Source organism: Chryseobacterium kimseyorum, from assembly GCF_025971945.1.
GTDB lineage: Bacteria > Bacteroidota > Bacteroidia > Flavobacteriales > Weeksellaceae > Chryseobacterium > Chryseobacterium kimseyorum.
Genome location: NZ_JAPDHW010000004.1, coordinates 143,044 through 168,868, shown reverse-complemented (window position 1 = coordinate 168,868; position 25,825 = coordinate 143,044). Strand labels below are relative to the sequence as shown.

At 34.2% G+C, this 25,825-nt stretch carries 22 protein-coding genes; 8 read left to right on the top strand and 14 right to left on the bottom strand.

Features of this window, described 5'->3' with window-relative positions:
• Positions 1-354 precede the first annotated feature (354 nt).
• Both lysS and OMO38_RS07395 read left to right on the top strand, forming a co-directional pair.
• Positions 355-2,055 (top strand): lysine--tRNA ligase, encoded by a 1,701-nt coding sequence (gene lysS, locus OMO38_RS07400; RefSeq protein WP_264749562.1) that lies wholly within the window; start codon positions 355-357, stop codon positions 2,053-2,055.
• A 124-nt stretch (positions 2,056-2,179) separates the two neighbouring features.
• Positions 2,180-3,007, top strand: a complete 828-nt coding sequence (locus OMO38_RS07395) for an OmpA family protein (protein WP_264749561.1) — start codon at positions 2,180-2,182, stop codon at positions 3,005-3,007.
• A 294-nt stretch (positions 3,008-3,301) separates the two neighbouring features.
• Here OMO38_RS07395 and OMO38_RS07390 read toward each other — a convergent pair whose 3' ends face one another.
• Both OMO38_RS07390 and OMO38_RS07385 read right to left on the bottom strand, forming a co-directional pair.
• Positions 3,302-4,315 carry a cytochrome d ubiquinol oxidase subunit II gene (locus tag OMO38_RS07390; RefSeq protein ID WP_264749560.1) on the bottom strand — a complete coding sequence of 338 codons (1,014 nt, stop codon included), beginning with the start codon at positions 4,313-4,315 and terminating at the stop codon, positions 3,302-3,304.
• The gene (locus OMO38_RS07385) at positions 4,312-5,655 is read right to left on the bottom strand and encodes a cytochrome ubiquinol oxidase subunit I (protein ID WP_264749559.1); all 1,344 of its coding nucleotides are present in this window, start codon (positions 5,653-5,655) and stop codon (positions 4,312-4,314) included. Before OMO38_RS07385 ends, OMO38_RS07390 begins: the two co-directional genes overlap by 4 nt.
• A 231-nt stretch (positions 5,656-5,886) precedes the next feature.
• On the opposite strand from OMO38_RS07385, the gene gyrB reads away from it, so the two are divergent.
• From gyrB to OMO38_RS07355, 6 genes are all read left to right on the top strand, one after another.
• A complete protein-coding gene (gene gyrB, locus OMO38_RS07380; RefSeq protein ID WP_264749558.1) occupies positions 5,887-7,821 on the top strand; it encodes a DNA topoisomerase (ATP-hydrolyzing) subunit B in 1,935 nt (644 codons plus the stop codon).
• Between the two features lie 135 nt (positions 7,822-7,956).
• Positions 7,957-9,852, top strand: coding sequence for a DUF3857 domain-containing protein (locus OMO38_RS07375; protein WP_264749557.1), 1,896 nt, complete (start codon positions 7,957-7,959; stop codon positions 9,850-9,852).
• A gap of 2 nt (positions 9,853-9,854) precedes the next feature.
• Positions 9,855-11,792, top strand: a complete 1,938-nt coding sequence (locus OMO38_RS07370; protein WP_264749556.1) for a DUF3857 domain-containing protein — start codon at positions 9,855-9,857, stop codon at positions 11,790-11,792.
• 3 nt (positions 11,793-11,795) lie between these two features.
• Complete coding sequence (locus OMO38_RS07365) at positions 11,796-13,700, top strand: DUF3857 domain-containing protein (protein WP_264749555.1); 1,905 nt, start codon at positions 11,796-11,798, stop codon at positions 13,698-13,700.
• Positions 13,701-13,778: 78 nt separating this feature from the next.
• Positions 13,779-14,606, top strand: coding sequence for a DUF3298 and DUF4163 domain-containing protein (locus tag OMO38_RS07360; RefSeq protein ID WP_264749554.1), 828 nt, complete (start codon positions 13,779-13,781; stop codon positions 14,604-14,606).
• Between the two features lie 5 nt (positions 14,607-14,611).
• On the top strand, positions 14,612-15,502 hold the full coding sequence (locus OMO38_RS07355; RefSeq protein WP_406567297.1) for a diacylglycerol/lipid kinase family protein: 891 nt from the start codon (positions 14,612-14,614) through the stop codon (positions 15,500-15,502).
• A gap of 190 nt (positions 15,503-15,692) precedes the next feature.
• Here OMO38_RS07355 and OMO38_RS07350 read toward each other — a convergent pair whose 3' ends face one another.
• The 12 genes from OMO38_RS07350 to OMO38_RS07300 form a co-directional block, all read right to left on the bottom strand.
• Entirely contained in the window at positions 15,693-16,223 is a 531-nt protein-coding gene (locus OMO38_RS07350; protein WP_264749553.1) for an antirestriction protein ArdA, read from the bottom strand.
• Positions 16,224-17,191: 968 nt separating this feature from the next.
• Positions 17,192-17,521: a DUF4280 domain-containing protein gene (locus tag OMO38_RS07345; RefSeq protein ID WP_264749552.1), complete on the bottom strand. Its 330-nt coding sequence runs from the start codon at positions 17,519-17,521 to the stop codon at positions 17,192-17,194.
• Entirely contained in the window at positions 17,521-17,952 is a 432-nt protein-coding gene (locus OMO38_RS07340; protein WP_264749551.1) for a hypothetical protein, read from the bottom strand. Before OMO38_RS07340 ends, OMO38_RS07345 begins: the two co-directional genes overlap by 1 nt.
• A 4-nt stretch (positions 17,953-17,956) precedes the next feature.
• Positions 17,957-19,036, bottom strand: a complete 1,080-nt coding sequence (locus OMO38_RS07335; protein ID WP_264749550.1) for a hypothetical protein — start codon at positions 19,034-19,036, stop codon at positions 17,957-17,959.
• A gap of 14 nt (positions 19,037-19,050) precedes the next feature.
• Positions 19,051-19,563 carry a hypothetical protein gene (locus OMO38_RS07330; protein ID WP_264749549.1) on the bottom strand — a complete coding sequence of 171 codons (513 nt, stop codon included), beginning with the start codon at positions 19,561-19,563 and terminating at the stop codon, positions 19,051-19,053.
• A 5-nt stretch (positions 19,564-19,568) separates the two neighbouring features.
• Complete coding sequence (locus tag OMO38_RS07325) at positions 19,569-20,321, bottom strand: hypothetical protein (RefSeq protein WP_264749548.1); 753 nt, start codon at positions 20,319-20,321, stop codon at positions 19,569-19,571.
• 11 nt (positions 20,322-20,332) lie between these two features.
• A complete protein-coding gene (locus tag OMO38_RS07320; RefSeq protein WP_319804216.1) occupies positions 20,333-22,252 on the bottom strand; it encodes a phage baseplate assembly protein V in 1,920 nt (639 codons plus the stop codon).
• 75 nt (positions 22,253-22,327) lie between these two features.
• Complete coding sequence (locus tag OMO38_RS20270) at positions 22,328-22,558, bottom strand: hypothetical protein (protein ID WP_319804215.1); 231 nt, start codon at positions 22,556-22,558, stop codon at positions 22,328-22,330.
• A gap of 138 nt (positions 22,559-22,696) precedes the next feature.
• Positions 22,697-22,921 (bottom strand): hypothetical protein, encoded by a 225-nt coding sequence (locus OMO38_RS07315; RefSeq protein ID WP_264749547.1) that lies wholly within the window; start codon positions 22,919-22,921, stop codon positions 22,697-22,699.
• Positions 22,922-22,927: 6 nt separating this feature from the next.
• The gene (locus tag OMO38_RS07310) at positions 22,928-23,362 is read right to left on the bottom strand and encodes a hypothetical protein (protein ID WP_264749546.1); all 435 of its coding nucleotides are present in this window, start codon (positions 23,360-23,362) and stop codon (positions 22,928-22,930) included.
• Positions 23,363-23,369: 7 nt separating this feature from the next.
• Entirely contained in the window at positions 23,370-23,717 is a 348-nt protein-coding gene (locus tag OMO38_RS07305; protein WP_264749545.1) for a hypothetical protein, read from the bottom strand.
• 760 nt (positions 23,718-24,477) lie between these two features.
• Entirely contained in the window at positions 24,478-25,758 is a 1,281-nt protein-coding gene (locus OMO38_RS07300; RefSeq protein WP_264749544.1) for a dicarboxylate/amino acid:cation symporter, read from the bottom strand.
• Positions 25,759-25,825: the final 67 nt, after the last annotated feature.

Below are 25,825 nucleotides of genomic sequence, written 5' to 3'. Positions count from 1 at the left end.
ATGCATTTACAATAGCAAATCAAATCAAATACTTATTTCTCACTAAGATTTAATTGTATTTGAAATTTGCGTTCAGTTGTAAATCCATTTTCTTTCAAATTTATTATGAACTATAATTGTGTGAGAACGCTTCGACAAGCTCAGCGTGACATCTCTAATACTAAACGCTTAATAATCTACAGTGTCAGGCAAAGCTTGTCGAAGCCTTAAAGATTCAATTTTAAAATTCTTAAACACGATTGAATTTTTATAACTTAAAGTGTGAGTTGATTACCGTATAATTTGCAATAAAAATTTAACTTCCATAAACCTATAAATTTCCTTATTTTTGCAATTCGAAAAAATTGAATTATAATGCAATTATCAGAACAGGAAATCATTAGAAGAGAAAAGCTGACTAAGCTTGTTGAAATGGGAATCAATGCATTCCCGGCAGAAGAATACACGGTTACAGATACTACAGAATCTATAAAACAGAATTTTTCTGAAAGTAAACAGGTGAAGATTGCGGGCAGACTGATGTCCCGCCGTATTCAGGGGAAGGCTTCTTTTGCTGAATTGCAGGATTCTACAGGTAAAATTCAGGTCTATTTTAACCGTGACGAAATCTGTACGGGAGAAGACAAAACATTATACAACGACGTTTACAAACACCTTTTAGACATCGGTGATATCATCGGTATTGAAGGAGAACTTTTCACAACTCAGGTTGGAGAAATGACAGTTCTAGTAAAAAACTTTACGCTTTTAACTAAAACTCTAAGACCACTTCCTCAGGCAAAAACCGATGAAAATGGAGTTGTACACGACGCTTTCAACGATCCGGAATTAAGATACAGACAGCGTTATGTAGATTTAATTGTAAATCCTCAGGTAAAGGAAACTTTCGTGAAGAGAACAACAATGTACACAGCAATGCGTCAATTTTTCAATGATGCGGGGTATATCGAAGTTGAAACTCCGGTTTTACAGGCGATCCCTGGTGGAGCGGCTGCAAGACCTTTCATCACGCATCACAATGCTTTGGATATTCCTCTATATATGAGAATTGCTAACGAACTGTATCTTAAAAGACTGATCGTTGGTGGTTTTGACGGTGTGTATGAATTCTCTAAAAATTTCAGAAATGAAGGGATGGACAGAACCCACAACCCAGAGTTTACAGTAATGGAAATCTATGTTGCCTACAAAGATTATTACTGGATGATGGATTTCACCGAAAGAATGATTGAACATTGTGCCATCGCAGTGAACGGAACTACAAAAGCGAAATTTGGTGATCAGGAAATTGATTTCAAAGCGCCATACGCAAGAGTTTCTATGACGGAAGCGATTCAAAAATACACAGGTTTCGACATTACAGGAAAATCTGAGCAGGAATTGTTTGATTTTGCTAAATCGATCGGAATTGAAGTGAATGAGACGATGGGGAAAGGAAAATTAATCGACGAAATTTTTGGTGAAAAATGTGAAGGAAACTTCATTCAGCCGACTTTTATTACCGATTATCCTGTAGAAATGTCACCTTTAACCAAGAAACACAGAAGTCAGGAAGGTCTTACTGAGCGTTTTGAACTGATGGTTTGCGGTAAAGAAATTGCCAATGCATATTCAGAATTAAATGATCCAATTGACCAGAGAGAGCGTTTCGAAGATCAGTTAAAATTAGCTGAAAAAGGAGATGATGAAGCAGGACAGTTTATTGATGAAGACTTCTTAAGAGCTTTGGAATACGGAATGCCGCCAACTTCAGGAATGGGAATCGGTATGGACAGATTAATTATGTTTTTAACGGATAACGCTTCCATTCAGGAAGTGTTGTTCTTCCCACAGATGAAGCCGGAAAAAACTGTTCCGCAGGTTGAACTGGGAGAAGATGAAAAAGTGATTCTTGAGATTTTAAATTCCCGTGAAGAAGTTTTTTCTTTGGCTGAAGTAAAGGAAAGAAGTCAGTTATCAGGAAAAAAATGGGATAAGGCATCTAAAACTTTGACCAAAGGAGGTTTGGTGAAAGTGGAGAAGATTGATGAGAATGTTTTGATGAAGTTGGTTTAAAAACCATTTAAAAGATATTAGTAGATAGCAGGCTGAAAAGTCTGCTATTTTATTTTTAATTGAATTTTGATTTTCTGTTGTAAACAATAAATCAGTATTTTTCCGTTTACTATAAAAGCTAATAATGATGAAATACTTTGTGACAGTTTTTATTCTTCTTTTTTGTCTTAAAATCGATGCACAGACACTTACATCAATTTATTTTAAAAACAATTCTTTTGATTTAGATTTAGAATCAAAACAGAAATTAGACAGTCTTTCTCAGCTGAAATCGAATGTTACTTTCAGAATTTTCGGGAATTCAAATCCACTTGGAAATGAAGATTTAAATAAAAAACTTTCTGAACAACGGGCGAAAGCAGTCAGCGAATATCTGCAAATGCGAGTCGGCAAAAATATAAAACTTTCCACCTCAGTTGGATTAGGAATTACTAAACAGATCAACGATAACAGTACAGAAGATCTGCGTGCAAAAAACAGGAGGGTAGATATTTTTATTGAGCGATTATTCAATAAAGGAGAGAAGATTTCAAGGAAAGCACCTCCGAGTTTTCTTGATTCAAAAACCACAACGATGAAGGTGAAAGATACTTTTTCACTGCCTAATGTGAATTTTTTTGGAGGGCGACATGTCTGGCTTCCAAGCGCAAATACAAATTTGTTCAGACTGTATAAACTTCTGAAAGAAAATCCTGACTTAGAAGTTGAACTGCAGGGCCACATCTGTTGTGACTACGAAAATTTTGATGGCGAAGATGCAGATTTGGGAACCTTTAATCTTTCATGGACGAGAGCAAATTCTATTGAAGAATATTTATTGAAGCAGGGAATTGACTCAGCCAGAATCAAAGTTTTGGGATTGGGTCATCTTAATCCTGTTGTTTATCCCGAAATTACTGAAGCCGACCGTGTCAAGAACAGGAGAGTGGAGCTGGTTTTGCTTAAAAAATAAAATTAAGCTCTGTGTTATTAAAGAACTTCATGTATCAGCTTCTGTTTTTTTATGGTAACAGTTATGAGAAAATATTTCTACGATTTTTTACAATTTCAAATTTTCTTTTTTTAAATAGAAATCTTTCCGCATTCAGTTTTACTTAAACCATCCAAATTAAATGGAATCTGAAGTTGATTTTAAATAAAATGTATCCCATTATCTTTTAATTAATGTTTGCATGAGTTTAAAGGAAATGAGTGTAAATTTTAAGTTACTATTTTTCAGTATCCAAACGAATTAAGTCTATTTAAATTAAGACCGTTTCTTTGATGCCTTTGAAAACGAAAACATCAGATAAAATAAAAATGGAAGAATAAAAATCGATCCCAAAATCAATCCCCAGCCCAGCACAGAAATCGTTTTTTCAGCTGCAATGTGTTTCAATAAAGAAAGGTGTTGTCCGTTTCCTAAAAGAATAATATCCGGGTTGTGCTGATAGGTTGCTGCAACCAGAATCATGATAATTTGAAATCCAGCCAAAGCTCTCACCGGAAGCAGTTTTCTTTTATGCATCGCTCTTAAAATTAAACCTAACGAAACCGTAGCAAAAGAAATTGACATCACACCTAATGGTTTAGAAAAAATCCATTTTGTTAAAGGAATTCCGGAAAGATATGCGGCAAGGAAGACCAATAATCCTGTAATCACCACAAAAATCATGGTCTGATGTGCTTTTTTAATCATTAATCCTAATTCCAAACGGTCGCTGATTTCGCGCAAAGAAAAAATGGACGCCAGATAAGCACAAAGTGAAACCGTAAACAATCCTACGGAGACGCCAAACCAATTCAGCCAGCTGAAAATATATAAATCTAAAAAGTTTTTAGCATCAGGATTAATTGATTGCGAAACCGTTGCAGCAGCGATTAAGCCTAAGAAAAATGGCGTTAAAAGACTTGCATAATAAAAGATCTGCGTATAAATAATCTGCCAACGGTCTTCCACGGCATCGTAGTGTCTGAAGGTAAACGCAGTTCCTCTTGCGATAATACCCACCAACATCATCACCAGAGGAATGTGAAGGTAAGTGGACATCGTGGTGTAAATTTCAGGGAAACCGACGAACAGAATCACAATCGCAATGATCAGCCACATGTGGTTGGCTTCCCAAATGGGCGCAATCGATTCGTACATAATTTTTTCGGTGTACTTTCTGTTTTTCTTTTTGGTCATTAATTCCACAATCCCTGCTCCGAAATCAGCGCCACCCAAAATCACATAAAGACATACGGAAAGCCATAGAAAACCAATAACAACGTAGATCATGATTTTTTGTTTTTAGAGTTAAACTGCGCGTCTGTAGGGTCGTAAAGTTTTGGAACCATTTTGATCTGTCTGTTGAGAAGAAATATAATAATTAATGACAGTGAAATGAAAATCGCCGTAAAAAAGTAAAATGAATACTGAATTCCGGGCATTGGAGTTACGGCATCTGCCGTTCTCATAATTCCGTAAATAATCCAGGGTTGTCTGCCCACTTCGGTGACCGTCCAGCCGGCCTCCAAAGCAATATATCCGAAGGGTGTGGCGAAAAGAAATGTTTTGAGTAACCAGTTTTTATGTAACCAATCTTTTTTGAAAAAGAAAGCGTAGAGATAAAGACTTCCGATGGAGATCATCACAACTCCAAAGAAAATCATAATCTGGAAAGCGTAATGTACAACAGCAACGGGCGGCCATTCATCTTTAGGAAAATCATTAAGACCTGTCACTTCCGCATTAAAATCATTGGTTGCCAGAAAACTTAATACTTTTGGAATTTTTAAAGCATAATTGATTTCGCCTTTTTCTTCATCAGGAATTCCGCCAATCACAAAAGCTGCACCTTTTTCAGTTTCAAAATGTGCTTCCATAGCAGCTAATTTTATAGGCTGTCTTTCTGCAACAGATTTTGCGGCAACGTCACCACTCAAAGGAGCGCCAAAGGCACCAATCATCGCAAACGCAGCCGCAATTCTAAATGCGTTGGTATGAAATTCCACATTCTTTTTTCTCATAATTAAAAAAGCATGAACTCCTGCAACTGCAAATCCTGTCGCACAAAATGCCGCGACCGTCATGTGTAGAGCCTGAGGAAACCACGCTTCATTGAACATGGCTTTTATAGGGTCGATATTAACGTATTCTCCATTTATATAATCAAAACCTGTAGGTGAATTCATCCAGGCATTCGCTGCAACAACCAGAATTCCTGAGGCTAATCCACTTAGACCAACCAAAAATCCGCAAAACCAGTGAAACCATTTATTGAATTTATCCCAACCGTAAAGAAAAAATCCGATGGCGATAGCTTCAATGAAAAATGCTGTACCTTCTAAAGAAAACGGCATTCCGAAAATCGGTCCCGCGTGTTTCATAAAACCGGGCCACAGAAGTCCCAGCTCGAAAGAAAGCATCGTTCCTGATACAGCTCCGGTAGCAAACAAAATAGCAACGCCTTTACTCCATGCTTTGGTAAGGCCTTTATAAATTTCGTTTCCCGTTTTCAGATATTTCCAGTGGGCAAAAGCCATGAGAAAAGGCATTACCATTCCTACGCAGGCGAAGATAATGTGAAATCCTAATGAGAGTGCCATTTGGGCCCGTGCAGCTAAGAAATCGTCCATATTTTTAATTTTTCAGCTGAAAGTTACGGATAAATTTAGGGTAACTTTATATGATTTAAAACATTACAATTATTTGGACATTCAGTTGTAACTTTATTGTTTTTTATCTTTAAAAAACGTTCTGTTTTTTAGCATAAATTCTGATATTTTAAGAAGTAAAATACTTTCATAAGTCGAAAAAAATCACGATATTTGTGGGTCTTTGCATTAAGCAAATATTTCAATTTTAATATGAGTCAAAAACAATATACAGCTAGTAGTATCCAGGCATTAGAAGGCATGGAACACGTTCGTCTAAGACCATCTATGTACATTGGAGATGTAGGAGTGAGAGGTCTTCATCATTTGGTTTATGAGGTGGTAGATAACTCTATCGACGAAGCTCTTGCAGGTCATTGCGATACGATTTTAGTTACAATACATAAAGGAGAGAGTATCTCTGTAAAAGATAATGGTAGAGGGATTCCTGTAGATTTCCATGAGAAGGAGCAAAAATCGGCTTTGGAGGTTGTAATGACCAAAATTGGAGCAGGAGGAAAATTCGATAAAGATTCTTACAAAGTTTCGGGAGGTCTTCACGGTGTGGGGGTTTCTTGTGTGAACGCACTTTCTACTTTATTGGTGGCAACGGTAAGCCGTGACGGTAAATTGTACCAGCAAAAATATTCTGAAGGAAAAGCCCTAACTCAGGTTGAAGAAATCGGTACTACCGACGAAAGAGGAACTGAAGTTTTTTTCCAGCCGGACGGTACAATCTTCCAGGAACTGGTGTATAATTATGACACTCTTGCTTCCAGATTAAGAGAACTGTCTTTCCTGAACAGAGGAATTACAATCACATTGGTTGACGAAAGAGAACCAAACGAAGACGGATCTTTTGCTTTTGAAGTTTTCCATTCTGAAGGTGGTTTAAAGGAATTCGTAGAGTTTATCGACGGAAACCGTGAAGCAATCATGGAAAACGTAATTTTCATGGAAGGTGAAAGAGACGATATTCCTGTGGAAGTGGCGATGCGTTACAACACTTCATTCAGTGAAAATCTTCACTCGTACGTTAATAATATCAATACTCATGAAGGAGGAACTCACCTGGCAGGTTTCAGACGTGCTTTGACGAGAACACTGAAAAAATATGCTGATGATTTAGGAATTCCGGCGAAAGAAAAAGTGGAAATTACCGGAGATGACTTCCGTGAAGGTTTAACAGCTGTGATCTCTGTAAAAGTAATGGAGCCTCAGTTTGAAGGTCAGACTAAAACGAAATTAGGTAACTCTGAAGTTTCTGGTGCGGTTGATAAGATCGTTGGTGAAATGTTGACCAACTTCCTGGAGGAAAATCCAAATGAGGCTAAAATTATCGTTCAGAAAGTTGTTTTGGCTGCAAAAGCAAGACAGGCTGCTAAAAAAGCCCGTGAAATGGTTCAGAGAAAATCTCCTATGGGAGGTTCTGGTCTACCGGGAAAATTATCTGACTGTTCATCAAAAGATCCTGCAGAATCTGAACTGTTCTTAGTCGAGGGAGACTCGGCAGGTGGAACTGCCAAGCAGGGGAGAGACAGACATTTCCAGGCTATTCTTCCATTGAGAGGTAAGATTTTGAATGTTGAGAAATCAATGCTTCATAAAGTTTACGACAACGAAGAAATTAAAAACATCTATACTGCACTTGGAGTATCAGTAGGAACTGAAGAAGACAGCAAAGCGCTGAACATGGCTAAGCTAAGATATCATAAAGTGGTGATCATGACCGATGCGGATATTGACGGTTCTCACATTTCCACTTTGATTCTTACATTCTTCTTCAGATTCATGAAAGAAATGATTGAAAACGGATATATATATATTGCACAACCTCCTTTATATCTATTAAAGAAAGGAAACAAAAAAATATATGCGTACAACGAAAAAGAGCGTGAAGAATTAACTTTAGAAATGGCTCCGGACGGAAAAGGTGTTGAGGTTCAACGTTATAAGGGTCTTGGGGAAATGAACCCAGAGCAACTTTGGGAGACTACTTTAAATCCTGACCACAGAATTTTAAAGCAGGTTACTATTGATAATGCTGTAGAGGCAGATTCAGTGTTCTCTATGTTGATGGGAGATGAAGTTCCGCCAAGAAGAGAATTTATCGAGAAGAATGCAAAATATGCAAAGATTGATGTTTAATCATCATTTCTAAATATACTGAAAGCTCCATTTTATGGAGCTTTTTTTATGCCTGATAAAATTAATTCTCATATTCATGATAATAATTTAACATTTTATTAAGAATTTTTATATTTTTGGGATAAATCAATAACCATGATGAAATTTCTTTGTTTAGGCGCTTTTACATTAGCATCAGTGTATTATGCACAAAGCTATCCTGTATCGGAAATCAGTGAAAATTTAAAGAAAAATGCAAGTGTTGTCATTAGAAATGAAAGCACAGTGGTCGAAATAAACAAGATCGATGAAATTGTTTACAGAAATCTTTCAGTAGTTACAATTTTAAATAAAGATGCTGTCAGTTATTCTATTCCTAAGATTTTTTACGAAAAAGGTGATGTCATTTCAAATGTGAAAGTAACTGTGTATGACGACAAAGGGGCTAAGATTAAGACTTATTCTAAAAATGATTTCTCTGATGTGTCAGCCAACTCTCAAGGTACATTCTATTCAGAAAGCCGAGCCATGGTTTTGCCGTATACGCCTACATCATTTCCTTACACTGTAGAATTCAGTTATGATCAGAAAGATGAGAACACTGTTTTTATTCCGGATTTTGTGCCATTCAATTCTTACAATATTTCTTTGCAGAAAAGCAGTTTTAAAATTGTCAATAGATCAGGAATAAATCTCCGTTCGAAAACTTACGAGTCACCTTTCAAATATGCAAACGTTGAAATTCAGGATGGTGGAAACGAAAAAACGTACACGTATCAGAATATTCCGGCAATAGAAAATGCAGAACTGGTTCCAAACCCGCAGAAAATTTTGCCCAAGGTCAGCTTCTCGTTAGATCAGTTTAATCTCGTTGGCAAAAAAGGAAATATTACGTCCTGGAAGGATTTCGGATTATGGTATCATAACAATTTGCTGACGCCGGTGTCTGTTTCTACACCGCAGATTAAATCTGAAATTGCAGCGCTTAATCTTACAGGAAGTACTGAAGATAAAGTAAAGAAAATCTATCAGTACATGCAGAGCAAAACAAGGTATATTTTTGTGGCTCTGGGAATTGGCGGCTGGCAGCCGATGATGCCGGATGAGGTGCAGAAAAAGGGTTACGGTGATTGCAAAGGTCTTTCGAACTACATGAAAACACTTTTGGATGAAGCAGGTATACCTTCATATTACGCAATTATTAACTCTAATTCTTCACCGGTAAGTTTTGATGTTGATTTTCCAAAAATGGGTGGTAACCATGCGATTTTAGTCATACCTACGGAGAAGGGAAATATCTGGTTGGAGAATACTTCGCAGGATATCGCTTATAATCACCTGAGTTATAATACAACAGACAGAAATGTCCTGGCAGTAAAGTCTACCGGCATCGATATTATGGAAACTCCGAGCTACACGTCCCAGCAGAGTAAAGAGAAACAGCTACTTACTATTCAGATCAATCCTGATAAGACTATTTCAGGAAAGGGTAAATTCTCATACACAGGAAATCAGTATGACTTTAATTTAATGTATGTTTCACTGTCTCAAAAAGATAAAAATGAAGCGATGAAATCTAAATTTTCAAGTCTGAATTTTGAAAATGTTGAGATGAATAATTTCGTGAATAATAAAGATTTGGCTTCTATAGATTTTGATTTAAATTTTAAGGCTTCCAATTATTCGAAGATGATGGGTGACAGCTTTATTTTCAGGGCTGTACCTATGTATTCTTCCGGCTTTTATCATACAGATGAAAATCGACAGCTTCCATTTGAAAACAGGTTTTCGTACGAAGATGACTATGAAATTGTTTATCAGATTCCGGTAAACTACGTCGTTGAAGAGATCCCGCAAAACGGAATTCTAACGTCAGATTTTGGAACCTATATCCTTTCATTTGAGAAAAAAGAAGACAAGATCATTGTTAAGAGAAATGTAAATATTAAAAAGGGAATTTATTCTAAAGAAAAATACAACGATTACATCAATTTCAGAAAAAAAATAATGAATGCTGATAATTCAAAAATCCTGATATCCAAAAAATCATAAAGATGAAAAAAATACTTTTAATTGTTTGTGTAAGCGTGATGGGCTCTGTTGTGTCTGCTCAGAAGCATGAATTTCTTAAAATGCCTAAATTCACTATTGAAGATTTAAAAAAGGCAAAGTCAAATATTGATGATAAAGCTCCTGCTGAAATTATTTACCGTTCTATACATTACCGTGTAGATCCTTATAACGGACAGCTGGTAAAAGATTATGTATACAGAGTGAAAATCTATGACAAAGACAAATCTGAAGATTGGTTAAACCTAGAAATCCCGCTGCGTGAGAATAATTCAGGGAGCAAAGAAACTCTGGGTTCTATAAAAGCTTACGTTTATAATCTTGAAAATGATAAGATAGAGGAGACAAAAGTTGATAAGAGTTCAAAATTCAAGTCGAAAGAAAATAAATACACCACCGTTAATAAATTTGCATTTCCAAACATTAAAAACGGTTCGGTGATCGAATACCAGTATCAGGTTAATTCCCCATTTTTATATGAAATTCCTGTGATATATATGGAACTGGACACGCCGGCGATGTATTCTGAATACGTTCTGGACGCACCCAATAATATGTCTTATCATATAGATTTTACAGGAAGTCTGAAACCAAAATATCAAAAAGTAGGTGAAGAGTTTTTATATGGTATGGATTCTAAGACCTATAGATTTGCGTATGAAAATGTAAAGGCTTTTAAAGGAGAAAAGTTTGTAAAGAACAGTGATAATTACAGAACGAAGATTCGTGCTGAGCTACATTCAACGTATTTCAATAATGGTTTGAAAACGTACACATCTACATGGGAAGATATACGGAAAAGTCTTTGGGAAAATGATGAATTTGGCCAACAGTATAAGAAAGACAGATTGGTGAAAGATCTGATTCCTAAAAATGTATCTGAAGAAAAAGACGAACTGAAAAAGGCAAATGCTATTTTCGATTTTGTAAAAAATTCTTACACATGGAATCAGACCTACGGTTTCTACACTGAAAATGGAATTAGAGATTTGGTGAAAACTAAAACAGGAAATACCGGCGATCTGAATCTGATGCTGATCAATATGTTGAGAGCTGAAAAATTAAAAGCATATCCAATCTTGATTTCCACTGTGAAAAACGGATTTGTAAACCTTACTTTTCCAAACATCGGAAACTTCAATTACGTAATTGCAGCTGTAGAAATTGGTAAAGATGTATATCTGTTTGATGCGACGTCAAAACAGTCGAAGGAAGGTATTCTTCCTGGAAGAGTTTGGAACAGCAACGGCCTTTTACTGAGAGACGAAAAAGCGGAAGTTATTTCACTGAATAATATTAAAAAAAGTTATTCTACTCACACAACTAAGGCAAAAATAAATCCTGACGGCACTGTAACAGGGCAATATCAGGATGACGATGAAGGTTTGCTGGCTTTAAACGCAAAGGAAAATTTTGACGAAAATCCTGACACCTACAGAAAACAGTATAAGGAAAATTTCTCAGTAGACTTCTCCAATATCAATTCAAGAGTTTTGGATACTGGAGAATTTAGATCTACAATGAGTTTTGCCTCGGGTAATATGATCGATGATTTAGGGAAAAGAAAAATCATCAACCCTTTACTGTTTCTTCATCAAAACACCAACGATTTTGATCAGCAGGAGGAAAGAAAATACATGATTGATTTTATCTCGCCAATCAGTAAAATAAAAATCGTAGAGATCGAAATTCCGGAGGGATATGAAGTTGCAGATTTGCCGAAAAGTAAGAAAATTGTGACAGAAGATAAAGAAATAAGCTATTCGTACATTGTAGAAAAAAAGGATAATAAGATTGTTACCGTTTCCAAATTTGAAATTGCAAGTGCAGATTATCCCAAAGAATATTATCCTGCCTTCAAACAAATCTGGAAAGTAATTTCAGACAGTGAAAATCAGGTGATGAGTTTGATTAAAAAATAAGAAATGAAAATTAAATGTATAACGGCACTATTATTTTACATCTGTGCTCAGAATTTTCTTTTATCCCAAAATCATAAATTTTTGACCCGTCCGTCTTTTGACGAAGCAGATCTGAAAAAGGAGCATTCTACGATTGAAAAAAATGCGCCTGCAGAGATAATGTATAACAGTGTAAGGTATAACATCAGAGATCTTTCTGCTGAAAAAACTTTTTTCTCTAAGATTAAAATTTATGATAAAAAAAGATCAGAAGAATGGCTAAATATTGAAATACCGGTTATGACTGGTGAAAAACTTGATGACTTTGAAGTAAATGTCTATAACTACAAAGACGGTAAAGTTGAAAAAATCACGACGAAGAAGAATGAACAGCTTAAAGAAAATTTTATCAAAGGTATAAAGTTTTACAAGTTGGCGATTCCTAATATTTTGGACGGATCTGTAATAGAGTATTCTTATAAACTGACTACAGGAATCCTTAACATGACCTACTATCTGCAGTATAATATTCCTGTTGTTTATCAGGAGTACAGCCTTGAAGCACCAGATGCTTTGAGCTATCAGTTTGATAATTCGGGAGGTTTTGTAAAGCCGAAATATTACATTTCTACAAGCGAGAATCGTTCGCTGCAGAGTTACAATATATACAGGTTCGGATTTGAGAATATAAAATCCATACAGGATGAAAATTACGTGAAAAATATTGATCGTTATAGAAATAAGGTTAAGCCTGAATTAAAAAGATTTCTTACTGTCTCAATGCCGGAAAATTGGAGCAAAGTCGCTGAAAGATTTAACGAAAATGAAAATTTCGGCGGATTTTTGAAAGGAAATGTCAAAGATATTGTTCCAGAGAACATCAGGACATTTTACAATCCTCTCGAAAGAGCAAATAAAATTTTCGATTTTGTAAAATCTGAGTACAGATGGAATAAATATCCCGGGACTGCTGCAACCCAAAGTTTTAAACAGTTAATTAAAAGTAAGTCGGGAAATGCAGCAGAAATTAATCTGTTGTTAGTCTCACTTTTTAGAAATGCAGGGCTAAATGCGAACCCTTTTTTAATTTCCACAGTTGATAACGGGATCCTTAATATTTTTTCGCCCAACATCAATAATCTTAATTTTGTCATTGCCTCAGTTAAAATAAATGATGCTATCTACTTATATGATGCAACATCATTTAATTCTAAAGTTAATATGCTTCCGGAAAGAGACTGGAATGACTTTGGGATTTTATTTGAAGGTAAAGAAGGAACCGATGTGTCTTTTTCGAATACAAATGTCAGTAAAAAGAATTTCGAAATTAAAGCAAATTTAAACGTTGAAAACTCATCAATTGATGGTACTTTTAAAAAACAGGAAACCGGGTTGTATGCGATTGAGTCATACGATTCATACGATTTAAATAAGGAAAAATATAATCAAACATTTAAAACACAGTTCAATTCTGATATGCAGGGAGTTGACTCAAAACTGCTGAGTAATGGCGATTTTCAGTCAGAAATGAAATTTTCAAGCGGTACAGGAATTGATATTGTCGGGAGAAAAATTATTGTAAATCCTTTATTATTTCTTAATGCTGAAAACGAAAAATTTGATCAGGCAACAGAACGGAAAAATCAAATTGATTTTATTTCAGGCTTTACCAGAGAAAAAAAGGTGGAAATTATGATACCTGAAGGTTATACTGTTTCAGAAGCTCCAAAACCAAGGAAGATCAGTACAGATGATAAGGAAATCAATTACGAGTATGCTGTGAATGTTTTAAATAACAAAATCACTGTGACCTCAAAAGTAGATGTTGCAAGTCAGAATTATCCTAAAGAGTATTACCCTATTTTCAAACAGATCTGGAAAGTAATTTCAGACAGTGAAAATCAGGTAATGAGTCTGATTAAGAAATAATTGATAAAATTTCCGACGAAATTATTAAAAACCATTCATCTTTTGAATGGTTTTTGCATTCGTAAGCAAAATATAAATATGAAAAATCCAATCGCAATTGTAGCACTGTCTGCAATTTTCACAGTCGCATCGTGCAAAAAAACAGATTCTCAGAAGACAAACATCGATAAGCAAGAGGTGAAAGCGCCGGAGAAATTGGTCGTTGATTCTGTTAAGTTAACCGATTCTATGAAAGTTAATAATCAACTTTCACTGAAGTATGAAGCCAAAATGCTGGTCTTTCCCAACATCAAAGACAAAGCACTTTTAGACAGTATTTACTATGACAAAAAAGGTATTACAGACTTTTCAAAACAGGGTTTACAGACTTTTTTAGAGAAAGACAAAAATGATTATTTTGTTTCTGTAAAAGAGAAAAACAAAGATTGGATTGCAGATGTCAGCTTTCCGCAGACCTGGAACACAGGATCTTTTATGAAACTGAAATCCAATACAAACGATTTTCTTCAAATTGAATATATGTACTCATCGTATGAAGGTGGAGCACACGAAAACTACGGCTTTGCTGAACGGGTTTTCGATTTGAAAACAAATGCAAAAGTAAATTTGACTGACATTACAACGATGCCCAAAGCAAGACTTGAAGCACTTCTAATGAAAAACATCAACAACATTCCAAGTGGGACCACAGATTCTGAGGGTGCTGTTAAAAATTCAGATATGCTTTTGCTGGAAACGATTCCGGCGAATGACAATTTCTATTTTGATGAAAAAAATCTGTATTTCCATTACAGTCCGTACGAGATTGCAGCTTTTGCGGCAGGTGATATCGTGATTCCGGTATCGTGGGAAGAGCTGAAAGAAACACTTACGCCTCAATTTAAACAAAGAATGAAAATTAACTAATATTAATGCTTCCAAATCAGGAAGCATTTTTTACTTTTGTGGCAATGGAAAGAGTAGCTTTTATTATCAATCCTTTTTCGGCGAAAAAGAATTATCAGCCTTTTCTTAATGAGCTGAAGAAGAAGGTAGATAATCCTTTATACTACATTTCAGAATCTATAGTGGGAACTGATGAATTTATTCAGAAGCATTTTCCTGATACAGATATTTTTGTGGCGATTGGCGGCGATGGTACGATTTCCACCGTTGCTAAAAATCTGATCAATACCGAAAAGATTCTGGCTATTTTCCCTGCAGGTTCTGGTAACGGTTTTTCAAACGAAACGCAATTCAGCAAAAATCTTGACGAGCTTGTAGAAAAATTAAATCACCGAAAATCCAGAAAAATAGATACTTTTACCGTGAATGGAAGATTATCCATCAATGTATCGGGAACCGGATTTGATGGGAAAGTGGTGAAAGAATTTGAGAAAACCAGCCGCGGATTTAAAAACTATATCAAAGTTTCGCTCAAAACTTTTTTTAATTATAAACCGATTAAACTTAAATTTTTAGACGAAAAATATCGGCAGCACAATGGGAAATATCTCATGATCAATATTGCAAATACCCGTCAGTTCGGGAATAATGCCTACATTGCTCCGATGGCGAGTAAAAGTGACGGTTTGGTTGACATGGTTTTGGTTAAAAAATTTCCACTGACTTATTCACCGCTTTTTGCGTTCAGAATGTTTACCAAAAAACTTAAAGAAGACGATTACATCACTTATCTGCCGGTTTCTGAAGTGGAATTTAAAGTGAATACCAAAAACTGGCACCTCGACGGTGAATTCAATAAAATAAAATCTCCGATTCACATTAAGGTACAGCCCTCAAGCCTTACAATCCTCATTTGATTTTTTTTTAGGGAGCTATTTCCCGCTTTCCGTTTCAATCTTTTTTTCAAAAAGGATTTCCACTGCAATCGGGGCTAGGATTATAATATTTAAACTATTGATTATTAACAAGTTAAAATTATTAACTCCCGATTTTATTCCCTACCCTGAATATTTTAATCTATTTGAACTTACTTTAATCTAAGTAAATCTATGAACGGAAATAATGACCATTAGACTCAAAGTAATCAAACATAATGTTACGGGCAGTAGCTTCCCAATCGATACAAATATACGAAGGTAGATTGTAAGGTGTATCATTTTCGCATAACTCTTGTACAAATGTTTCATCGTCTGAATACTCACCTATATAATAATTCATTACACCGTCATAAACACTTTGAAAATCCATTTTTCCAACACAATCAACATAAGATTCAAAAACCTCAATATCATAGCCAGAATCATTTATTTGCTCTGCTATTTCGTATATATCTTTGGAAATATAACTTTCTCCAATTAATCCTAATTTTTCAAATATTTCACAGAGTTCATGATCTTGGAGCATAAACTCTGGCTCGTTTTCATTCTTGTGAAGATCTTTCATTGCTTCTATTAGTCCGTCATAATCTGAATAATCAGCTAAATTAAGCCATTTGCCGTAAAGGCTTCCATTGTTGTACTTCTGATAAGTTCCTACATAGATACTGCAAGAATCAAGACAATTTTGTAAATTTGTCATGTCGATAATTTTTAGTGTAATTAAAATTTATTGATGTTGCCTATCGTGTTCGTAGCACTTTAGGCATTTTTTATATATAATTGTGAGAATCTATGTAGAAAAAAGAGCTTGAAATAGTTCTTTGACATATTAATAAAGTCAATATTCATGCCAATTGACAGAGATTTTAACTTAAAAATTAAAGTTTTTAAAATATTTTTAAACCCAAACCGCAACAAACAAAAACTTTCAAAAAACATCAATAAAATATATAGTTTGAAGAGTATAGCCAGTAGAAAATGTAAGTGGAAAATAAAAACAGATCCACAAAAACCAAATAAAACAAAACTTACTTTTGAGAAAAGGTTGACAGTTTGAGAGGGGGAAGTAAAATTTCTTTGACTTGATGGCGGGGGTAAGGAGAAAGTGGGTAGAGTCTGTACACTCAAAATATTTTGGTGTTAAATTGTTGTAAATTCTACTATAAAGACTGTCCGAGTTTTTGAGAGAGATTGAGTGGGGGTATTTTTGTGGGTGGAGGTTCACCATTCTTTCTTTTCACTGATAAAAATTCAATATATAGCCTTAACAGTTGATTTATTGATGAGTTTAGGAAGAGGGTAGGTGGAATAAAATGTAACAATTAAAAGATTTTATAATATTTTTTATTATAAATGTCTAAAAGCTTATGAAATTCACTTACTCTATCTACCCTAAATTATCAATAATTAGAATATTTGAAAGTTCAAAATCCAATAATAGATAGACAGTTGTTTAATATTGCAGTGCGTATAGGCTTTACCCACCCACCACAATAAAACAAAACTGTCAAAGCTAAGTTCCCAAAATTCCCTATTAATTGATTTTTAAGTAGTAAATAAATTATATATTAGATTAAAAATATTTAGAGTATAAGGGTATAATCTTGCAGATTTTAAATAAACTCTTTATTCATGGTGATTTTGAAGAAATAAAAAGAAATAATAACTTTATTCTGTTACAAAATTTTGAGCAGATTTTACAATCGATATTTTGCCCCCCACAGAGCACCGGCAAGTAGAGGTATCTAACAGTTCTTTTTTGCTTTCAATTTCAAAATCAGAGGTATTGTCCCATTTAATAGGTGCGGGCGTACAGGAAAACCTTAAAACACTGCACATTCCAAAGGGTTTAATGTTAGTGTTAGGTTGTTTGTCCTCTTCTGTAGCCTGTAGCTTCCCATCAATACTCATAAAAGATTGACTTGTTACTGTGAGTGGACTGGGTGAAGTTCCTTTGTCACATTTTAGCTGGGTGGTATCGGTAATGTGCTGAGGCATTATTTCTCAATATTTAAAATTCCTTTTTCCAGAAAAGATGACATTTTAGCTTTATAAATCAATTTTTCTCTATTATAGATTGTAATATTCTTAGTCATTGTTGAAATTGTAATATCTTGTATTTTAACACCATTAAGAAAGTATTCAATTTTTTTATTAAAATGCGACAACAAAGCTCTCTCAGGTAAATAGCTTTTTTTTGATTTTAAAAGCGCATTAAGTAAAACTATTTGTTTTCCTACCAATTTTTTACTATTCAGTAGTTGAATAGAGTTACTTTCATTAGTATCATTGACTGTAGATGTTTCCTTATCATAGTAGGAATAATTCCTTATAACTATGCTATCAACTTTCCCAGTATAAATATTTTTTATTTGTGCACTTATTAAACCATTCAATAAAATGACAAAAAACAAGAGTAATTTTTTCATTTTGTTAGCTATTATAGATTGTTTCTAACCTCTGAACTGTTGCTTCATCAAAAACACCATAATTTTCATTAATTTCAACTTCTAAATGTTTTTTATAAAATGTTACATTTGCCATCGTACTTGGTGCAATGTGAAATGTTGGGTCTATATTAGCATACGTTGCTGGTAATGCAGATATAACTTTAACACCTATATTTTTTGCAATTACACCAGCATAAACACTTAAATAATTGTAAATTAATATTTTTTTGATTTCTAAAAATGTAAGTTTTATTGAATCACTTGCTTTATATGTTGTCCCTAATATATTATTAATCTGAGGTAATAAATCAACAGCAGACTCTCCTTTTGGATAGAAAAAAAAGGTATTGGGTGAAAAATTGAAAACAACAGTATCTGATATAATTTTTGTTGTACTATATTGTTTATTATTTCTAAATTTTGAAAAAAGAGCATTTGTAGCAACAGGAAAACTACAACCCCATATTTTAATATAACCATTAGTTGTAAAGGCATTTTTAAAATTTGCAGAATTTATTGTTCCTGATGTAATGTCAGCTTTTCTCATATCACAATCACCTCTTCCACTATCTGTATTCACTAAAATTGGACCATTCCAATATGCGTGAGAAAACACATGAACTTCCTGCAAAGTATTTGGGTCGTTCATACCTATTTCTTCAATCAACTTATATATATCATTTTTTGATATTATTTTTTTACTTGTATTGTCTAATCTATAGCTATTATTAAACAATTTGTAATCACTATTTATCACTATATCAAAATTTAATATACTTTTCTTAGGTGATGAACTTGGAGAATATTCTGTTTTTATAATTGTTCCTGCCAAAATGTTCACATCATAAATAATAAAATCATTTCCTTTTTGGCTTTGAACTATCTTTTTTATATAGCCCTGTACGTAACTATCAAAAGACCCTGAAAGTTTATAACTGTTATGGTCGTCAGGATAAAATAATCCCGATACCAATATATATTGTTTGACTGGTAATATATTAATTTTTACATTTTGGAAATTCGTATTCCCATAAACTTTTTTAACTGTTAGAGTACCTCTCATAGCCTATTCTATATTTATTTCATACAATCTAATACTTGCTTTTGAACTTTTGTACGATTTTTATCAATGTAATCCAATAATTCGTCAGGATATCTACAGTTTTCATTCATCACGTCAAATTGCATCTTCAAACAAGAGAACAAATATATTTTCCGATTTTCATGTAAATAAATGAACGCAACATCTCCTTTTTTCAAATCAGCAGTTTTTTTGGAACACACATTTATTTTTAAATCTTCAGTATTGGAAATTTTGTTTGCGATGATTTCCAATTTTTTCTTACTCTTCAAAATTTCTTTATAATAGGAATCTTTAACGATTTGTTTTTTTACAACATCCCATTTTAATTGAATACCACTATCAAAAACAATAGTAATTGTATCTTGAACAATATCATTTTTCTTTGGTTCAATTGATTGTTTTGCAGGACTCTTTATTATGGTTGCTTTATTTCCCTTTTGGGAACATCCAAAGAAAAGAAAAGGCATTAAAATCAATCCAAAACTAAAACTTCTAAATCTACTCATGTAATCTATTTTTGAAAATGTGTAGGAATTTGATTTGCAGAAGATCTGCTTAATAGAACAGCTGTTCCATGCCAAGAACCATTTCTGTAAAAATTATGAAATCCCCTTGCTCTCCAATACAAATTACTCAGTCTTACAGCGTCTTCATGTCCATAAGTTGAAGAGCCAATAACCCTTCCATAACCATGTCCTAATAGTTCATGAGCTAATAATTCAGCTGGCGTTGAATGTCTGGGATATTGAACACCGTTTGGAGCATAGGTGAAATCTCCTATATCAGCTTTTGAATCCATCACTACAACCGTTAAAGTTCCGCCTAAATAGCTTGTGTTCACTCCACCACCAGCTTGTTTATCAACTTCTAATCCTTTTGCATTAGGAGACAAGTGCATACTTGGTAATGCTGTAATTGAACGATTATTTAAAGTTTCATAAGTAAAAGTCATATCCACATAATGAGATGTACTTGAATTAATCGCTAAATAATAGGCGTAAGCTAAAGACCTTATATCTTTATTATGACCTCTGATAGCATTTTCTAAAACTGTTCGAGATATGGGTTTTATTTTTAAGTAATTATCTTCTAATTCAAAAATGGCTTTTATATCATCATGATTGTAAAAAGAATTTTGAATCTCATTTAAAATTCTTGCTCCAGACACTCTGCTTACTCCAATTATGCCTCCTGTTACGACTTGAATACTCGATTGAAATTTCGTATTCCCATTTACGTTTTTTACTGTTAAAGTTCCTGACATGATGAATTCTTTTAGTTATCGTTATTTTCAGAAGAATTTTCTTTGCTCTGCTTTTCGATTTCTACTTTTTCCTTTAATTCTGCAAAGCCTTGTTTGTTCACAGTACCTGAGTACGTTATTTCTTTTATCTCATTGTTATATTCATGTTCGACGTCAATATCAATAGTTTCTCCTTCTTCAAAATTTCTTGTTTGTACCAAAAGACTTACTTTTTCTCCAAAAAAACCAGTATCTATTTCATTCTCCATGACATCATCCATCCATTTCACACTCACAATCTGTTTTTCTTTGCTGTATTCAAACTCCCCATTTTCAGGAAGTTTGTTCATTTGTGGAGCTTTGTATTCAATTTTGTCTTTTGCAGTCAATAATGAGTTAGCTCCATATACATGCATTCTGTCTTTTGCTCCGAATTCTGTCTGCCCATCAGTATAACCAATAAATTTTTCTTTACCATAAAGGTCTAGGTGAGCTCTTGCCGATATTTCAGTATTAGTTCCAGCATTGATAATAGTTTTCTTACCACTGTCTTGGCTGATTTCCTGCTTGGCAATAATCTTGATATTCTCTCCAACACTTGTATCCATATTTTTGCCTGCCTTGGTTTCAATATTCTCTTCAATATCAAATTTCAGGTTCTTTGATTTTATAGTAATGGTTTCAGGAGCAGTAATATTGATGTTACTTCCTTCTGTATCAAATCTCAATTCATTCCCACTTTTATCTGTCAACAAAATGCTTTCATCCTCTGTAAACACTAATCTGTGCCCACTTCTGGTCTGTAAGGATTTTATACGGTTATCCATACCACCTCCCAATCCTACACCTCCATGAAACATGCCACCCATAGCAAAAGGAAAATCTGGATTGTGATATTCAAAGCCTACCATCACCTGATCTCCGATTTCTGGAACTGCCACAAATCCTCTGTTCTGACTTATAGCACCTGTTCCCCCTGCATCTGGACTCATCATTCGGATAAAGTGTGTTGTATCATTTAACTGCCAGTCAAACTGCACCTGTATTCTTCCTTGATTTAAAGGGTCAATATTGGATATAACTGTTGCTACCTGTGGCTCTGCTTTTGGCATTATAAAATCAGGCTTAGGCATAAAACCTGTTCCCTCAGCTATAGCTTCAAAACTTCCAGTATAATAACCTCTGGCGTCTACTTCGTGATTAGCTTCTGTAATCATTAAAGTTGTAAAGTGAGAGGTCTCATTACTGTCCTGTTTTCTCATATCTATATCTGCTACACAACCTACATACAGGAAAGGAACTGTTGTACTTCCTGAAACTGTAAAAACCTCTACAGCTTTGCTTCCTCTTGCACTCTTTTGAGAGTCATCCACATCCAGAAACATATTAGCATTGATAGGTGTTGGTGTCAGTGAACGTGTTTTAAAAATATTGTGATTCATCTCATAGGATTTAGAAGATAGCTCTCCTAAATGTTTGATACTATTATCAGAACCAATCATTTTTGCATGATTACTGCTGTTGTAACCAAAGTATTCAGGTTTGGTATGTACTGCTTTTAACTCTACCTGAACATCAGTAACATTACTTCCATAAATAAGCTGGATAGGCTTTTCATTAGGTGGGAGTTTTCCAAAGTGTAAGATGTGCCCATCATAATAAAATTGTTCTCCATAAGCTTCTGCAATTCTTGTAAGGTAATTATAATGAGTTTCACAATATTGAGAGCTATAATTGATATAGCTTTTATTCTGGGTATCAACCCTAAAATCAAAATCACTATTTCCTAATGCTTGTTTAATAATACTGTCAGCAATGATAGAGGTATTTACAGTTTGACTACCTCCAAAACTCTGAGTATGGGGTGCAGAATCCATTAGAATTGTTGGGCTACATCCTTTAAGAACAATGTTGCCTAAGCTCATCTTTTCCTGACTGAATGCCACTTTCATAACTACTCCAACAAATGTTCTTTCAGGGCTTTCGTTTTCAGCATCTTTGTATTTAAATACAATGGTAATACGTTTTCATAAAAATTGCTGTGCCTGTTCTAGATTATGATTTTGTATTTCATTAAGAGAATCATGTGCTAGAATAAGCTCAAAGTTATGATGAGTTCTTGCACTTTGTTGTAAATGAAAGTGCTTAAAATGACTGATAGATTTTCCGTTAACCACAATGTCAAGCTTAACCACACGGTTAATGCCTGCAATATGGTTCTCCGAAATCTTCTCAGAATTTGAGATATTTTTTTTCATTGTGTACTTTGTGTGTTTTTGGTATTATATTACTAAAGATAGATAAAGATATTATATCAAATACAAGACTTTTTAATAAATCTTTGAAATTGTAGTAAAACTACGATTGATTAACAAGGATAGAATAAGGAACCAAAGCTAATCCCGTAATAATTGTTTTTTCAACAATTCTTCTAAAGGATTTTGTGGTTTGCTTGTAATGACTGTTTTCAAATCTCTTTCGGATAATTCAGCAAACTCAACGGTCTTTAATATTGAGAAAACAACATCTTTTAACCCTAACTTTCGGAGTGACATTCTGATTTCTTTATCAGTAGGAAACTGACTGTCTGTTTGTTTTAAATGGATTTTGTGATTTTTCATACTGTTTTATTTTTTCTTGTTCATTTTTTTGTAATCATAAAAAACATAGCCTGTTCCGTGAATATCTAATAGTATTGCCCTATCTGGACACAATTTTAGTAAATAATAATTTTCATCATCTACAATTTTGTAATCATAAAATTTTACTGGATATTTTGGAAATTTTATTTTTTGTGAATTATCAAACAAATCATCATCAATATTGATAAATATTTTGCTATTGTTAAATAATTCATTTGTACAAACTACTTTTGATTTGTTTGTTCTTGTATTAAAAGTACAGACAGTCGGCATGTTAAGGTATTTAATATGCTTTCCATACTCCAAAACTTCAATTACATCATATCCGTAGGAAAATGTAATTTTATTTTTATCATGGTACACCTGTGCTGACAGGGAAAAGCTGTAAAATAATCCTGTGAATAAAAATAACTGTTTCATGTTATCCTTATTTATCAGAATTAATTACATCAAAAGGATTTTCTCCTGCACCCATAAAAACTGTCCCCATTCGTTTGTATTTCATGGGTTTTCCTGCAACACAAACAGAATAAGTTCCATTTCCTTTCTGTTCCGAAATTCTTAAAAAGATTACATCTTTCTCATCACAATCATTCTCAACCGCTATATGTTTTCTCAGGTCTTCAATTGTAGCATCACCACGTTTTAACCAAGATTGGATTTTTTTGTCTGGTTTTGGTTCATGATAATTTTTAGGTAAATCACACTTGTCTGTTTGTTGTGCAAAAGTCATTGTTGAAACAACTATCACTACTACTGTTAAAAACTTTTTCATGATAGTATTATCCCCAGAGTATAATAATGTCTGGTAATGGTTTTATGATCTAGCAAAGTACCTGTTCTGGGATTGATTTTAGTTTCTAATTCTTTGATAAACTGTTTAGCAAATGGATAAAAATAATATCTAGGATCATCTTCTCCTTCTGGTCTTTCGTGAAAATCGTTAATGATTTTGATTAACCAATCGGAATCAATCTTGTTGCCTTTCGAAAATCTTCGATAAACTTGTCAAAAACGTTTCTTTTGAGTTTATCTGTCTTTTCTCTCACATCTCCATTAACAATATCAACGCTCCTAGAACTTTTTTTGCCCTTTGATATTTTCTTGAATTTAAAATCCGAATCAAAAATAAAGATGTTAGTTTTTGCGTTGATGTCGATTTTATTATGATAAAATCGTATATTTAAATTTACAGGAACTTTTTTTTACTGTAAACTCCGAACTCTACATTTGCCATAAATGCTTATTTTAAATGTATACATAGATAATTAATATTTCCGATTTACTCCCGAATTAACTGCGTGTGTAGTTAAATTCAATTATATTCAGTTGTATTCAATTAAAAAAAAACCTTTAAATACAAGGGTTTATCATGTAGTAAGATTCAGCTAAATTCAATGGTTAGTCCAATCGGGGCTAGGGTGTTGGTTTGTGTAAATGCACATCGACCAGATACTCAAGTTAGTCGTTCAAAAGAATGGCTACAACGAAAAATTAACTTCTTGTAGATTGAAAATTGAAGAGGGATAAAATAATTAAACTTCCAGCTTCTTCTCGACTTCGTTAGGATGATCCAAAGCATACTGCAACTGACCCTTATCTAACTGTTTTTCCCAGTTTGCTACGACTACAGTCGCTACAGAATTCCCGATCACATTTGTCAGAGCTCTACATTCGCTCATAAATTTATCAATTCCTAAAATCAAAGTCATCCCCGCAATCGGAATTTCAGGAACAACAGCTAAAGTAGCAGCTAAAGTTACAAATCCTGCTCCCGTAACTCCGGCGGCACCTTTTGAACTTAACATCGCAACCAAAAGCAGCATCAATTGTTTTTCAAGAGAAAGATCAATATTCAAAGCTTGGGCGATAAAAAGTGAGGCTAAAGTCATGTAAATATTTGTACCGTCAAGATTGAAAGAATATCCTGTAGGAACCACCAATCCCACAATTGCCTTTGAACAGCCTGCTTTTTCGAGCTTTTCCATGATTCCGGGAAGGGCTGATTCTGATGAGCTGGTACCCAAAACCAAAAGAAGTTCTTCTTTCAGATAGTACATCAGTTTGAAAATGCTAAAACCATTATACCAGGCAACCGATCCTAATACTAAAACTACAAACAGGGCAGAAGTGACATAAAATGTGCCTACCAGAAATATTAAATTTAAAACAGAAGCAAGTCCGTATTTTCCTATAGTAAAAGCCATTGCGCCAAAAGCCCCGATAGGAGCCAGCTTCATCAGCATATGTACAATTTTGAAAATAGGTGTTGCCAAATCCTGAAGGAAATCAGTAACCTTCTGACTTTTCTCTTTGGTTAAAACCAACGCGACTCCCATTAAAATTGCCACTAAAAGCACCTGAAGAATATTATCGCCAACCAAAGGACTGAATAAAGTTTCGGGAATAATATTCATCATAAAGCCAGTCAATGTAGTATCATGTGCTTTCTGCTGGTATTGTGAAACGTCGCCTGAAAGTGTTGCCGGATCAATATTTAATCCCGAACCCGGATGCAGGAGATTTCCTACGATCAAGCCAATGATTAAGGCTAAAGTAGAAAATGTGAAAAAGTAAATCATTGCCTTTACAGCAATTCTTCCCACTTTTTTCAGATCGGTCATGTGTGCAATTCCGAGAGTCAGTGTAATGAAAATCACCGGAGCAATGATCATTTTAACCAGTTTAATGAATCCGTCACCCAGGGGTTTCATTTTTTCACCCAGTTCAGGATAGAATTTCCCTAAAAGAATTCCTGCAACAATGGCAACAATTACCTGAAAGTAAAGCTGCTGATAGATTTTTTTAGCCTTCAAAGCGTTTTTATTTAAAGTTGGAAAAGTAAGGAAATTACTTGGGATAATAAGATGCCTGATATAAGAA

Bases quoted from the DNA above. Each gene is read 5' to 3' on its own strand.
- OMO38_RS07345 (WP_264749552.1), bottom strand. From the start codon at position 17,521: ATGCCTCAGCACATTACCGATACCACCCAGCTAAAATGTGACAAAGGA.
- OMO38_RS07395 (WP_264749561.1), top strand. From the start codon at position 2,180: ATGATGAAATACTTTGTGACAGTTTTTATTCTTCTTTTTTGTCTTAAA.
- OMO38_RS07365 (WP_264749555.1), top strand. From the start codon at position 11,796: ATGAAAATTAAATGTATAACGGCACTATTATTTTACATCTGTGCTCAG.
- OMO38_RS07310 (WP_264749546.1), bottom strand. From the start codon at position 23,362: ATGAAACAGTTATTTTTATTCACAGGATTATTTTACAGCTTTTCCCTG.
- OMO38_RS07385 (WP_264749559.1), bottom strand. From the start codon at position 5,655: ATGGACGATTTCTTAGCTGCACGGGCCCAAATGGCACTCTCATTAGGA.
- OMO38_RS07335 (WP_264749550.1), bottom strand. From the start codon at position 19,036: ATGAGAGGTACTCTAACAGTTAAAAAAGTTTATGGGAATACGAATTTC.
- OMO38_RS07370 (WP_264749556.1), top strand. From the start codon at position 9,855: ATGAAAAAAATACTTTTAATTGTTTGTGTAAGCGTGATGGGCTCTGTT.
- OMO38_RS07390 (WP_264749560.1), bottom strand. From the start codon at position 4,315: ATGATCTACGTTGTTATTGGTTTTCTATGGCTTTCCGTATGTCTTTAT.
- OMO38_RS07320 (WP_319804216.1), bottom strand. From the start codon at position 22,252: ATGAAAGTGGCATTCAGTCAGGAAAAGATGAGCTTAGGCAACATTGTT.
- OMO38_RS07350 (WP_264749553.1), bottom strand. From the start codon at position 16,223: ATGACAAATTTACAAAATTGTCTTGATTCTTGCAGTATCTATGTAGGA.
- gyrB (WP_264749558.1), top strand. From the start codon at position 5,887: ATGAGTCAAAAACAATATACAGCTAGTAGTATCCAGGCATTAGAAGGC.
- OMO38_RS07315 (WP_264749547.1), bottom strand. From the start codon at position 22,921: ATGAAAAATCACAAAATCCATTTAAAACAAACAGACAGTCAGTTTCCT.
- OMO38_RS20270 (WP_319804215.1), bottom strand. From the start codon at position 22,558: ATGAAAAAAAATATCTCAAATTCTGAGAAGATTTCGGAGAACCATATT.
- OMO38_RS07305 (WP_264749545.1), bottom strand. From the start codon at position 23,717: ATGAAAAAGTTTTTAACAGTAGTAGTGATAGTTGTTTCAACAATGACT.
- lysS (WP_264749562.1), top strand. From the start codon at position 355: ATGCAATTATCAGAACAGGAAATCATTAGAAGAGAAAAGCTGACTAAG.
- OMO38_RS07325 (WP_264749548.1), bottom strand. From the start codon at position 20,321: ATGTCAGGAACTTTAACAGTAAAAAACGTAAATGGGAATACGAAATTT.
- OMO38_RS07375 (WP_264749557.1), top strand. From the start codon at position 7,957: ATGATGAAATTTCTTTGTTTAGGCGCTTTTACATTAGCATCAGTGTAT.
- OMO38_RS07330 (WP_264749549.1), bottom strand. From the start codon at position 19,563: ATGAGTAGATTTAGAAGTTTTAGTTTTGGATTGATTTTAATGCCTTTT.
- OMO38_RS07340 (WP_264749551.1), bottom strand. From the start codon at position 17,952: ATGAAAAAATTACTCTTGTTTTTTGTCATTTTATTGAATGGTTTAATA.
- OMO38_RS07355 (WP_406567297.1), top strand. From the start codon at position 14,612: ATGCTTCCAAATCAGGAAGCATTTTTTACTTTTGTGGCAATGGAAAGA.
- OMO38_RS07360 (WP_264749554.1), top strand. From the start codon at position 13,779: ATGAAAAATCCAATCGCAATTGTAGCACTGTCTGCAATTTTCACAGTC.